A 12,942-nucleotide genomic window follows, 5' to 3' on the forward strand; every position below is an offset into this window, starting at 1 on the left:
ACTTTCCCATCAGGTCGCTCCAGCGCTGCCGGCCGGTTCGTGTTGCCCAAGCGGCATCATTTCACCGCGCCCATGGTCAGCCCGCGCACCAGATGCCGCTGCACCAGCAGTGCGAAGAACACGATCGGCAACGCTCCGATGACGCCGGCGGCGGCCATCGAGGCCCAGTCGGTATCGATGCGCCCGATGAGTGTGGCGGTGCCGCGCGGCATGGTCATCGCCCGCGGCGTCGCGGTCAGCGCCAGCGCGAAAAGGAATTCGTTGAAGGTGACCAGCACGGCGAAGATGGCGGTGGCCGCCAACCCGGGTGCCGCCAGCGGCAGCGTGATGCGGCGGAAGGCGCCGAAGCGCGAATCGCCGTCCACCATCGCCGCCTCCTCGAGGTCGACGGGGATCTCGCGGAAGAAGCTCTCCATCATCCAGACGCAGAAGGTGACGTTGAAGGCCGTGTAGGTGGCGATCAGTCCGAGCCAGCTGTCGAGCAGTCCGAGGCTCAGCATCAGGAGATAGACGGGTATCAGGATCACCACCGGCGGGATGATGCGCAGTGTCAGGAGGAAGAGCCCGATCTTGCGCTCCGCGGCGAACGGCAGGCGGAACCTCGCGATCGCGTAGGCGCCCATCGCGCCGAAGACCAGCGCTATCGCGACCGAGAAGAAGGTGACCACCACCGAGTTCGTCAGGTAGGAGCCGAACTGCTTTTCGGTGAACAGCCTGACGTAATTGTCGAGCGTCGGCACATGCGGATAGAGGGTGCCTTCCTGCGTGATCTCGCGGTTGGACTTGAGCGAGGTGGACACCAGCCAGTAGATCGGCAGCAGCACCACTGCCAGCACGAAAATGGTGGTGAGGATGCGCGCCAGGCGGGTGCTCATGACGCGTCGATCCTGCGCAGGAGCCTGATGGCGCTGAAGGCGAGCGCGAGCACGACGAGGCCGATCGTCACGAACAGCGCCGCCGCGTATCCGGTCTGCTGGAATTTGAAGGCGGTGTCGTAGCCATAGATCGAGATCAGCCTCGTCGCTTCGCCCGGCCCGCCTCGGGTCAGCACGAAAACCTGGTCGAAGGTGCCGAAGGCATCGATGGTGCGGAGCACGATGGCGACCGCCAGCACCGGCCGCATCATTGGGAAGGTGAGATCGGCGAAGACGCGCCAGGACCCGGCGCCGTCGACGCGCGCCGCCTCGAACGGCTCGTGCGGCAGCGACTGAAGGCCGGCGAGCAGGATGAGGAACATCAGCGGCGTCCATTCCCAGACGTCGAGCACGACAAGACCGATGAAGGCATTGAGCGGGTTGCCGAGGATCTGGACCCCGCCGCCACCCATGGCCTCCGAGAGCGCGGTCAGCATGCCGGCGTCGCTGGCGTAGATCAGCCTGAACAGGATGGCGACGACGACCGGCGTGATCACCATGGGAATGATCAGCACCGTCCTGAGCAGCCGGATACCGCGGAATTCGTGCAGGCAGAACAAGGCAAGCGCGAAGCCCAGCACCGCCTCGACGGAAACCGCAAGCGCCACGAACTTGACCGTGACCCACAGCGAATTCAGGAACTGCGCGTCGCTCCAAAGCTGCACATAGTTCCGGAAGCCGACATGCGAGACCGGCGAACCATAGCGGTAAGCCCTGGTGCTGGCGCGCAGCCCGTCCCAGAGCGGATAGACCAGCACGCCGAGCACGATCGTCAGGCCCGGCGCCAGCATGAGATAGGGGAGGGCGAGGTCGAGCCCCGCCCCCTGCAGGCGATATTTGCGTGCCTGCGTGCCGGTTTGCATCAGTAGTACCCGGCCGTGGTCAGATAGTCCTTGACCTGCTTGGCCGCCGTGTCCAAGGCGGCGCCGCCGCCGGAACCGGCCTGCAGGGCCTTGTTGAGTTCGATGCCGAGCAGTTCCTCGACCTTCGCCCAGTCGGGGGTGCGCGGCCGTGGCAGCGCGCCGGCGTCGAGCTGCTGCAGGGCGACCGGTATCAGTCGGTTGCCGGGCTTGGCGATGCCGAAGGCGCTGCGCTTGACCGGGATCGAGCCCGCTTCCGAAAGCTTGGCCTGAGTTTCGGCGCTGACATACCACTTCAGGAACTCGATCGAGTTCGCCTTGTTGGGCGCCGATTTCGGCACGCCGGCGATGAATATGCCCATCTGGGCGATCGCCTTTTCCTGCTTCGGCACAACGCCGAAATCGAGCTTGCCGGCCACCTTGGTCTGGGCGGGATCGTCGGCCTTCAACGCGTTGCCCGAATATTGGATGATGGCGCCGGCATCACCGCCGAGGATCGCAGCGCCCTCCTGGTCGGAGTCGAACTCGACCACCCCGCTCGGCGCGTTCTGCTTCATCGTGCCGACGAAGAAATCGGCCGAGGCCTTGCCTTCGGCCGAATTGAAGATCGGGTTCCACTTGTCGTCGAAGAAGGAGCCGCCGAACGACAGGAAGACCGGATACCAGCTGGTGACGATCGGGTTGCCGGAAACGCCGCGGAAGACGACCGGGTATTTGATCTTGCCGGCCGCGACGCCTTCCTTGCCCTTGGCGATCACCTCGTCCCAGGTCTTCGGCGCGCCGCCGGTGAAGACGTCGTTGCGATAGGTCAGCGTCTGCAGGTCGCCGACGAAGGGCACGCAGATCAGCGTCGGCTTGGCGTTCTCGAAACCCTTGACGCGCGGCCCCTTCTGCGGCGGCCAGTAACCCATGTCGATCATCGCGCCGATCCAGTCCTTGTCCGACCCATCGATGCCTCCGGCGCCAAGGTCCTCGAGCACGTTGGCGGCGCCGAACTGCGGCACCCATGGATCGTCGAGCAGGTAGAGGTCATACTGGCCGGCGCCGCTTTGGGCGTCGGCGAACCACTTCTCGAGCGTCACCCCGTATTCATCCTCGAGGAACTGGATGTCGAAGCCCTGCTCCTTGGCCAGCGGGATGATCTTTTCCTTGAACGGCGTCAGGCCGCCATCGGCGAAGGCGCCGATGATCACCTTCTTTCCGGCGGCGCGGGCCGGCATCGGCAGGCCAAGCGTGGTGAGGGCGGTGGTCGCCAAAGCCAGGCCAAGCCCGGCCTTGATGACGGAGCGGCGAGTAAGTCTGCTTGAATGCATCATGTCACTCTCCCATTGTTGTTGACCCTGTGGACGGCTGTCAGGCCGTCCGAATTGAAGAAACAGGCGTTCGCCGGGTCGAAGGCGACGCCGATGCTTTCACCCACCACGCCCCTGAAATCGCGGCCGGCCCGAACCGAGACATTGCCGCCTTCGAGGCGGACATTGACCAGCGTCTCGTTGCCCATCGGCTCGACGACGTAGATTTCGCCGGGCAGGGCATCAGTCGTGTCGACGGCGGCAGCGCTGCAGTCCTCCGGCCGGAGGCCGATTTCGGCGACGGAGGCGGCGCGGCAGGCAGCAAGCCGTGCGGCGTCCAGTGGGACGACCTTGCCGGCCACGATGACGCCTTGCTCGCAAAGCGCCGCCGGCAGGATGTTCATCGGCGGGTTGCCGACGAAGGTGGCGACGAAACGGTTTGCCGGGCGGTCATATATCTCGATGGGCGGCGCCATCTGCTGCAGCTCGCCGCCATGCATGACGGCGACGAAGTCGGCCATCGTCAGGGCTTCGACCTGGTCGTGGGTGACGTAGATTGTGGTGGCGCTGAGGCGCTGGCAGAGCCGCTTGATCTCGCCGCGCATGGTGAGCCGCAGCCTTGCGTCGAGATTGGACAGCGGCTCGTCCATCAGGAAGGCCGCCGGGTCGCGCACGATGGCGCGGGCCAGCGCCACGCGCTGGCGTTGTCCGCCCGAGAGCTGGCGCGGTCGGCGGTCGAGCAGATGACCGATCTCGAGCACGCTGGCGACCTCGCCGATCTTGGCCTTTCGCCCGGCCTCGGGTGTGCCGCGTATCCACAGCGGATAGCCGATATTTTCGGCGACCGTCATCTGCGGATAAAGCGCGTAGCTCTGGAACACCATGGCGATGTCGCGGTCGCGCGGCTGCAGCCGGGTGACGTCGCGTTCGCCGATAAAGACCTTGCCGGCGGTCGGCATGTCGAGCCCAGCCAGGATGCGCAGCGCCGTCGTCTTGCCGCAGCCCGACGGGCCGAGCAGGGCGAGGAACTTGTGGTCCGGCACCGCAAGGTCGAGCGATCGCAGCACGTTGAGCGCGCCGAAATTCTTGACCACCTTTTGGTACAGAACCGAGCTCATCTCCCTCCCCGGCGCCCCATACTTTCTTCAGGCCTTGCGCTCGTGGACATAGAAGCCCGCGCCCTCGGCCAGCTTCTTCAGATTCCGATACCCCATCGTGGCATAGGTCAAGGGATGCGCCTTGGCCGGATCTTGCTCGGCCTCCACCACCAGCCAGCCGGAATAGCCCTGGTCGGCGAGGATCTTGAGCAGCGTCGGATAGTCGATCGCGCCGTCGCCCGGCACGGTGAAGATGCCTTGCATCACCGCGCCCATGAAGCTCATGTCGGCCTCGCGCGCTTTCTTTAAGATGGCCGGGCGCACGTCCTTGCAATGGACATGCATGACGCGCTCGACATGCCGGCGCAGCAATTGCTCCGGGTCGCCGCCCGAAAAGGCGCAGTGCCCGGTATCGTAGAGCAGGCCGACCGCCTCGCCCGTTGCATGCATCAGCCTGTCGATCTCCGCGTCGGTCTCGACGATCGTGCCCATGTGGTGGTGGAAAGCCATGCCGACGCCGAAATCGGAAAACCGCTCGGCGAGCCGGGTGATCTTGGCGCCATAGGCCTTCCATTCCCCGTCCATCAGCTTCGGCCGCTGCGAGATCGGCTCGTGGATCGCGCCATGCCGGCCGCGCGAGGTGTCGGCATAGACGACGCGCCTGGCGCCGAGGTCGCGAAGCAGCGTCAGATGCGGCCGGATCGCCTCGAATTCCGCGTCCACCTCCTTCTCGCAGATGCGGCCGTCATACCAGCCGGAGACCAGCGCCAGCCCGTAGTGGTCGAGGATGGGCCTGAGCGCGCGGCTGTCGCGCGGGAACTTGCCGCCAAGCTCGGTGCCGGCATAGCCGGCCTCCGCGGTCTCGCTGAGGCAGGTCTCGAGCGGCGTGTCGCCGCCCAGTTCCGGCACGTCGTCATTGGTCCAGGTGATCGGGTTGATGCCAAGTCGAACTGTCGTCATTGCTCGCTTTCCGCCCCGCAGCCGTGATGGCTGCGGGGTGTCCGGTCTCGGGAGGAGATGGCTGCGATTGCCGGCGACGGGGCGAAACCCTGCCGTTTCGTTCGGCAAGACGCCCTCCCGGCGCCGCGCCTCACATGCTTTGTCGACGTCTTGCCCCAACGTCATTGCGCGAAGTCTACGCCGCTCTGTCTCCCTCGCGAGGGCCAGTTTTGCGAAAAATGAAGGAACCAGTTTGTGCGGAGAGGCGGGTGTGGCAGGATGGATAGATGGGCAACCTCGAAATCATTGATCGTCGGCGCGAGGCCCCCCTCTCTGGCCTGCCGGCCATCTCCCCCTCAAGGGGGGAGATCGGATGTCGCGCCGGCTTTCGCCAATCGCCGACGTCGCAAAGAAAAGCGAAGCGCCTGAACTGCCAATCTCCCCCCTTGAGGGGGAGATGTCCGGCAGGACAGAGAGGGGGGCGAAGGAACTCGACCTTGCAGGACAAGCGTGTCGCGGCACGCCATTGCCATTGCGCCCACGGGCGGGGATAAACGATGCGTCCCCACTCCAAGCCCCAGGCGTTCCCGCTCGACATGCTGGCCGTGAACCGCTCGAGCCCCGAGCACCTCTCGCGCCAGCTCTATCACGGCCTCGTCGCCATCATCCGCAACCGCACGCTTCCCCCCGGCTCGGAGCTCCCCTCCACCCGCGCTCTGGCCGCCGAGCTCGGCCTTGGCCGCAACACCATCGTCGCGGCTTATGACCAGCTCGTCACCGAAGGCTATCTCGCCAATCGCCAGGGCGCCCGTCCGGTCATCGTCGACCTGCCCGAAGGCCCGCGCGCGACGCCGGCCGAGGATCCGGCTGTGCCGCTGCGCCAGCCCTCGCTGCGCGGCCAGCAGCTGCTCAGCCAGCCCTATCACCACGGCAGGCCGGGACACGTCGCCTTCCACCCCGGCATGCCGGATGCGCAGAGCTTTCCCTTCGGCGTCTGGGGCCGGCTGGTCGCGCGCCGCGCCAGCCATGGCGGCGAGACGCTGTTCGGCACCTATGACGTCACCGGCCATCCGGCGCTGAAGGACGCGATCGCCGGCTATCTCTATTCCGCGCGCGGTGTGCGCTGCCGTCCCGAGCAGATCGTCATCACCACCGGCGCGCAGGCCGCCTTCGACCTTCTCGCCCGCCTGCTGCTCGACCCCGGCGACACGGTGTGGATGGAGGAGCCCGGCTATTACGGCGCCAAGGCCGCCTTCACCGTGGCCGGCGCAAGAATCCTGCCCATCCCCGTCGACCAGGAGCGCAGCTGGCGGCTCGATGCCCCGGATTTCTCACCCCGCCTCATCTATGTGACGCCGGCTTGCCAGCATCCGCTCGGAATCACCATGCGCATGGAGGAGCGGCTGCGCCTGCTCGACATCGCCGAGACCGCGAACGCCTGGGTGATCGAGGACGATTTCGACGGCGAATACCGCTTTCAGGGCCGCCCCGTGCCGGCGATCCAGAGCATGGACCGTTCCGGCCGCGTCATCTATGTCGGCACCTTCGCCAAGCTGCTGTTCCCGGCGCTGCGCCTCGGCTTCATGGTGCTTCCGCCGGAGCTTGCCGGCCGCATAGTCAACGCGCTTTCCACCACCGGCCAGTTCGCGCCGCTGCTGCTGCAGGCCGCCTTGGCCGACTTCATCACCGAAGGCCATATGAGCCGGCATCTGAAGCGCATGCGCCGCATCTACGCCCAGCGCCGCCAGCTCTTCCGCGACATCGTGACCGAGCGCCTGCGCGACGAGATCACACTCTCTCCCGCCGAAGCCGGCATCCAGGTTGTGGGCTATCTGAAAGAAGGCATCGACGACATCGAGGTCAGCCAGGCGGCAGCGAGAAGGGCCATCAACGTCTCGCCGCTGTCGAAATATTTCCAGAACACGGCCCCGACGCAAGGGCTGGTGCTGGGCTACGCGGCGTGCGATGCGGCGCAGACGCGGGACGGGGTGGAGCGGCTAGCGGCGGCGATCCGCGAGACGCTGGGGTGAGGGCTTCACAGCGCCGGCAAACGGCGCGCCCGACGTCCTGCTTGGCCAGGTTGCACGGGGCGGCAACCCTGCCGAGGAGCAAATCGCCTCTTCGCGGTCGCTCAACCAAAAAGGTGCATGGAGCGCCGCGCCGCATTGATTGAATCAATTATCCCGATATACAAGCTGATTTCGGGTGCAAATCGCATAGGCTGGCAATCCATTGAGTCGCAATTTTCTGGTGATCGACCCTGAGGAGGGCATGGCCGTCCTTAAGGGCCTTGCCTCTTCGGCGCGCATTTCCATGCTGAGGCTGCTGCATGAGAAGGGGCCGATGAATGTCAACGAAATCGCCTCCGTGCTGTCGCTGCCGCAGTCGACGGTCTCGACCAATATCCAGGTGCTTGAGGATGCGGGCCTGATCCGCACCGAGAACCAGAAGGCGAAGAAAGGCAGCCAGAAGATCTGCTATCCGACCGCCGAGGAAGTGCTCGTGGTCTTCAAGAGTGAGTATCGAGCGGTCAAGAACGACGCGATCGAAGTATCGATGCCGATCGGGCTTTACACCGGCTTCGAGGTCACCGCGCCCTGCGGTCTCTGTTCGCCGGACGGGATCATCGGCCTGCTCGATGTGCCCAACACTTTCCTGGATCCGGACCGTATGAAGGCCGGTTTGTTGTGGTTCACGCGCGGCTTTGTCGAATATCAGTTCCCCAACAATGCCAAGCTCGCCAATACCGAGATTACCGAGCTCGAGCTGGTGGCGGAACTGTCCTCGGAAGTGCCTGGCACCAGCGCCGACTGGCCCTCCGACATCACGCTGACGATCAATGGCGTCGACGTCGGCACCTGGACGTCACCTGGCGATTTCGGCGACAAGCGCGGCGTTTTCACGCCCTCCTGGTGGAAGCTCAAGGGCTCGCAATATGGCAAGCTGAAGAACTGGCGGGTTTCCGCTGACGGAACCTATGTCGACGGTGTCAGGATTTCCGAGACCAGCCTCGCCGCTCTCGATCTCAAGGGCCATCATTCGATCCGGGTTCGTATTGGCGTCAAGGACGACGCCGAGCGTCCTGGCGGAATCAATATTTTCGGCAAGGGATTTGGAAATTACGACCAGGACATTCTGCTAAGGATCAAAACCGGTTGATATCACCAAATCGGGTCTCAAAAATGGTGCAGAGATTTCAGCCACTTAACTGCATTTGCAACTGAGGCTGCCGGTCAATTGTCAGACTTTTGCTGGTTTTCGCTTGACGAATGGATGCTGTTTCCCTTTGATATCTAATAAGGTGATTTAGATCATCATTTATGATATTCTCGGAGGGAATGCATGAAGGCGGCCGTTACGGCGCATCCGCGTTATATCGTTTCGAAGATCGATCCCAGGCTCTATGGATCCTTCATCGAGCATCTTGGGCGGGCGGTCTACACCGGCATCTATGAGCCCGGTCACGCGACGGCGGATGACAATGGCATGCGTCGCGACGTCATCGATCTTGTCAGGGAGCTCAAGGTTCCGATCGTCCGCTATCCCGGCGGCAATTTCGTATCCGCTTACAATTGGGAAGACGGCGTCGGCCCCAAGGAAGGACGCCCGGTGCGCCTCGACCTTGCCTGGCACACGTCGGAAAGCAATGAAGTCGGTCTGCATGAATTTGCCGACTGGTGCGCCTCGGCGAACACCGAGATGATGCTTGCCGTCAATCTCGGCTCGCGTGGCCTCGATGAAGCCCGCAACTTTCTGGAATACACCAATCATCCCGGCGGCAGCGAGTGGAGCGACAAGCGCATCGCCAATGGCCGCAGGGAGCCCTTCGACGTCAAGCTCTGGTGTCTTGGCAATGAGATGGACGGCCCCTGGCAGATCGGCCACAAGACCGCCGACGAGTATGGCCGCCTTGCCCACGAGACCGCCAAGGCGATGCGTGCCTTCTCCAAGTCGCTCGAGCTCGTGGTCTGCGGCTCGTCGAATGCCAAGATGCCGACATACCCGGAATGGGAAGCGACCGTTCTCGATCATACTTACAACGAGGTGGATTACATCTCGCTGCACATGTATTTCGAAAATGAAGCCAATGACGCGCCGAACTATCTTGCCATGAGCGAGAAGCTCGACGCTTACATCGTCTCGGTCGCCGGCGTCATCGATTATATCAAGGCCAAGAAGCGCTCCAAGAAGCAGGTCTACATCTCGTTCGACGAATGGAATGTCTGGTACCATTCCAAGGAGCAGGACAAGAAGATCCTTGGCGGCAATGAGGGCTGGCCCTTCGCCCCGCCATTGCTCGAAGACATCTACAATTTCGAGGACGTGCTGCAGGTCGGCCTGATCCTCAACACCTTCATCCGTCGTTCCGACGTGGTCAAGATCGCGTGCCTGGCGCAACTGGTCAACGTCATCGCGCCGATCATGACCGTTCCCAACGGTCCGGCATGGCGTCAGACGATCTTCTATCCTTACCTCTATGCCTCGATCTACGGCCGCGGCAATGCGCTGGATCTCAAGGTGGAAAGCCCGACCTACAGCTCCACCGTCGCCGGCGAGGTTTCATATGTCGACGTCGCCGGCGTGCATGACACGGACACCGGACATGTCACCTTCTTTGCCGTCAACCGCCATTCGAGCGAGGAAATCGAAACCGCGATCGACATAGCGGGCTTCGGCGCGGCTGACATCGTTGACCATCAGCTGATGGCGCATGCGGATCTGAAAGCCGTCAATTCGGCGCAGAACCCAAGCAATGTCGGGCCCAGGAAGGGGACCGGCGCCTCGCTGGCGGGCGGCAAATTGAGCCTGCCGCTGCCGCCCTATTCCTACCAGATGGTGCGCCTGAAGCTCTGACTTCAGGCGCATCGTCGTGCATGGGCTGAGGAGGAGCCTCGACGTGACGGCCGATATTGAGATCAGGAATGTGAGCAAGCATTTCGGCGCCATGACGGTGCTGGATGATCTGTCTCTCTTCATCAAGGCACGCGAATTCATCGTGTTTCTCGGGCCGTCCGGCTGCGGGAAATCGACGCTTCTGCGCATGATCGCCGGCCTCGAAACTGTCGATACCGGCGAGATAGCCATCAACAACGAACGTATCGATCATCTGCCGCCGGGCAAGCGCGGCATTGCCATGGTGTTCCAGTCCTATGCGCTTTATCCGCATATGAGCGTGCGCGACAACATGGCATTCGGGCTTGAGAATATCGGCATGCCGCGCGACCTCATCGACGCGCGCATAAAGGAGAGCGCCCGCATCCTCGAAATGGAGCACCTGCTCGAGCGCAAGCCGGGCCAGCTCTCCGGCGGCCAGCGGCAGCGCGTCGCCATCGGCCGTGCGATCGTCAAGGAGCCGAAGGCCTTCCTGTTCGACGAGCCGCTCTCCAATCTCGATGCGGCATTGCGGACCCGTACCCGCATCGAGCTTGCCCAACTGCACCAGCGCCTGCAATCCACGATGATCTTCGTCACCCACGACCAGGTCGAGGCGATGACGCTCGCCGACCGCATTGTCGTCATGAACAATCGCAAGATCGAGCAGATCGGCTCTCCCATGGAGATTTACGACCGCCCGGCGACCAAATTCGTCGCAGGCTTCGTCGGCGCACCGGCGATGAATTTTGTCGAGGCGATGCTCGACAGATCAAGCCGGAACGCCACGGCCAGGTTTGCAGACGGCATAGCGGTTCAGACCGAGATCGCCTCCGACCAGACGATCGACGGCAAATACACTTTCGGCATCCGTTCGGAAGACGTGCGCATCGTTCCCGCCGGGCAGGGCAATGCCGATGGCGTGGTCGATGTGCTTGAGCGGCTCGGCGAGCGCACCTTGGTCTACGCCCGGCTCGGCGACGGCCAGCAGATCGTCGGCTCGGATGCCGGCAACAGCCGCGTCGCGGTCGGCGACAAGGTCGGGCTCGCCTTCGACGGCCGCAAATCGCATCTGTTCGGCGAGACCGGTCGCGCCTGGCATGCGAGGGAGGTGTGACATGGACGACCGACGGGCGACGCCGCCCACCGCGCTTCCGGCCGCCGGCGTCAGAGCTGCAAGCATCGATATCTACGCGCCGCAATGGCGAAACTTCATTTTCGTCGCGCCGTTCCTGTTCTTCTTCACGATGCTTCTGCTGGTCCCGCTGTTCTGGGGAATGTGGCTGAGCTTCCACAAGGCCGACACGTTCTCATCCGGAAACTTCGTCGGTTTCGGCAACTATATCAGGCTGTTTCACGACAAGGTGTTCCTGCAATCGGTCTGGAATACCTTCTACTTCGTGCTTCTGACGGTGCCGACCCTGGCACTGATCGGTCTTTTTCTCGCGCTTTGCCTCAACCGCCGCACGCGCACCGCCGCGGTGCTGCGGACCCTGTTCTTTTCTTCCTCGGTGCTGTCGGTCACGATCGTCACACTGATCTGGCGCATCGTGTTCATTCCGAATGTCGGCCTGCTGTCGACGATCTACGGATGGTTCGGCGCAACCGCCCCGGCTTTCATTTCCGATCCCAGCCTGGCGATGATCGGCATCGCCATTGCCACCGTCTGGTGGTGCATCGGCCTGCCGATGATGCTCTTTCTCTCCGCCCTCCAGCAGATTCCGCAGGATATTTACGAAGCGGCAGCCCTGGACAATGCCAATCGCTGGCAGACGTTACGCTCGATTACGCTGCCGTCGATCAAACGAACCTTCGTCCTGGTGGTCATCGTCCAGATCGTGCTGCAGTTCCAGCTGTTCGGCCAGGCCTGGCTGATGACACGCGGCGGTCCGAACAACCTGACCAAGCCGATCGTGCTCTACATCTATGACACCGCGTTCCGTCGCTGGGATCTCGGCATGGGTGCCGCGGCTTCGGAGGTGCTGTTCATCCTGATCCTGATGGCGGCCATGGCCCAGTACCTGGTCACACGCAGCAAGGCAGGTCAGGCATGAGGGCTCCAGCCATTTCCATCAAGGGACGCGCATTCGGCGACCGCGTGTTGCTGGCTCTGGTCATCCTGCTTTCCCTGGTCATGGTCGCGCCGGTTCTGTGGGTTATCGGCCTGTCGCTCAAGGAAAATGCCGAGCTGATGGCAAATCCGAATTCGGTGTTTCATGCGCCCTATACACTCAAGAACTACGTCAACACCATCGGCACCTCGTCGGTGTTCGTCTGGGTGTTCAACAGCATCATCGTCTCGGGAGGATTGACGCTCGGAACGCTGATCCTGTCGTCGCTTGCCGGCTACGGCTTTGCACGGCTGAATTTCCCCGGCCGAAACGTCCTGTTCGTGATCGTCCTCTTCGGTCTGGCGGTTCCGGAACAGGCCGTGCTTGTCGCCCGCCATCAGATCTTCAGCATGCTGAACTTCCACAACACCTATCACGGGCTCATTCTCCCGGGCCTGTCGGCTTCATTCGGCGTCTTCCTGATGACCCAGTATTTCAAGGCCATCCCGAAGGAACTGGACGAAGCCGCCATGCTGGACAATGCCAGCCGGTTCAGGACGTTCTGGAAGGTTCTTTTGCCGCTCACGGTGCCCGCCCAGGCAACCCTCGGCATCTTCACCTTCCTAGGCGCGTGGAACGACTACTTGTGGCCGCTGATCTCGGCAACCAAGAAGGATATGTACACGCTGACGGTCGGCATGGCCTCGACACAGACCAATTTCGCCCAGTCGGAAGGCATCGGCTTCCTGATGGCGCAGGCGGTGTTCGCCGGCGCGCCGATCCTGATCGTCTACCTGTTTTTCCAGAAATACATCGTCACGGCCGTCTCGGGCGCTGCGGTGCGATGACGAGATTGCCTGACGGCGGGCGTCGCAGCGATTGAAGCATGAAGCCAGTCCAGCGTGGAGTGGCGCAGA

At 63.1% G+C, this 12,942-nt stretch carries 11 protein-coding genes; 6 read left to right on the top strand and 5 right to left on the bottom strand.

The window, feature by feature from the left end:
- Positions 1-56 precede the first annotated feature (56 nt).
- From FJ425_RS03540 to iolE, 5 genes are read right to left on the bottom strand one after another with little or no spacing between them, the layout of a single operon-like run.
- Positions 57-875: a carbohydrate ABC transporter permease gene (locus FJ425_RS03540; RefSeq protein WP_095768049.1), complete on the bottom strand. Its 819-nt coding sequence runs from the start codon at positions 873-875 to the stop codon at positions 57-59.
- Positions 872-1,777 (bottom strand): sugar ABC transporter permease, encoded by a 906-nt coding sequence (locus FJ425_RS03545; protein ID WP_140721778.1) that lies wholly within the window; start codon positions 1,775-1,777, stop codon positions 872-874. Before FJ425_RS03545 ends, FJ425_RS03540 begins: the two co-directional genes overlap by 4 nt.
- The gene (locus FJ425_RS03550) at positions 1,777-3,090 is read right to left on the bottom strand and encodes an extracellular solute-binding protein (RefSeq protein WP_140721781.1); all 1,314 of its coding nucleotides are present in this window, start codon (positions 3,088-3,090) and stop codon (positions 1,777-1,779) included. Before FJ425_RS03550 ends, FJ425_RS03545 begins: the two co-directional genes overlap by 1 nt.
- A complete protein-coding gene (locus tag FJ425_RS03555) occupies positions 3,087-4,184 on the bottom strand; it encodes an ABC transporter ATP-binding protein (RefSeq protein WP_140721784.1) in 1,098 nt (365 codons plus the stop codon). Before FJ425_RS03555 ends, FJ425_RS03550 begins: the two co-directional genes overlap by 4 nt.
- A 27-nt stretch (positions 4,185-4,211) precedes the next feature.
- Positions 4,212-5,123 carry a myo-inosose-2 dehydratase gene (gene iolE, locus FJ425_RS03560; protein ID WP_140721787.1) on the bottom strand — a complete coding sequence of 304 codons (912 nt, stop codon included), beginning with the start codon at positions 5,121-5,123 and terminating at the stop codon, positions 4,212-4,214.
- A gap of 536 nt (positions 5,124-5,659) precedes the next feature.
- On the opposite strand from iolE, the gene FJ425_RS03570 reads away from it, so the two are divergent.
- The 6 genes from FJ425_RS03570 (at position 5,660) to FJ425_RS03595 (ending at position 12,873) form a co-directional block, all read left to right on the top strand.
- Positions 5,660-7,132, top strand: coding sequence for a PLP-dependent aminotransferase family protein (locus FJ425_RS03570; RefSeq protein WP_140721790.1), 1,473 nt, complete (start codon positions 5,660-5,662; stop codon positions 7,130-7,132).
- 202 nt (positions 7,133-7,334) lie between these two features.
- Positions 7,335-8,261 (top strand): helix-turn-helix domain-containing protein, encoded by a 927-nt coding sequence (locus tag FJ425_RS03575; RefSeq protein ID WP_140721793.1) that lies wholly within the window; start codon positions 7,335-7,337, stop codon positions 8,259-8,261.
- Positions 8,262-8,444: 183 nt separating this feature from the next.
- Positions 8,445-9,956: an alpha-N-arabinofuranosidase gene (locus tag FJ425_RS03580; RefSeq protein WP_140721796.1), complete on the top strand. Its 1,512-nt coding sequence runs from the start codon at positions 8,445-8,447 to the stop codon at positions 9,954-9,956.
- A 43-nt stretch (positions 9,957-9,999) separates the two neighbouring features.
- Positions 10,000-11,091: a sn-glycerol-3-phosphate ABC transporter ATP-binding protein UgpC gene (ugpC, locus tag FJ425_RS03585; protein WP_140721799.1), complete on the top strand. Its 1,092-nt coding sequence runs from the start codon at positions 10,000-10,002 to the stop codon at positions 11,089-11,091.
- A 1-nt stretch (position 11,092) separates the two neighbouring features.
- Positions 11,093-12,028: a sugar ABC transporter permease gene (locus FJ425_RS03590; RefSeq protein ID WP_140721802.1), complete on the top strand. Its 936-nt coding sequence runs from the start codon at positions 11,093-11,095 to the stop codon at positions 12,026-12,028.
- Entirely contained in the window at positions 12,025-12,873 is an 849-nt protein-coding gene (locus tag FJ425_RS03595; protein WP_140721804.1) for a carbohydrate ABC transporter permease, read from the top strand. Before FJ425_RS03590 ends, FJ425_RS03595 begins: the two co-directional genes overlap by 4 nt.
- Positions 12,874-12,942: the final 69 nt, after the last annotated feature.

Origin of the sequence: Mesorhizobium sp. B2-7-2 (genome assembly GCF_006440775.1) — a bacterium.
Lineage (GTDB): Bacteria > Pseudomonadota > Alphaproteobacteria > Rhizobiales > Rhizobiaceae > Mesorhizobium.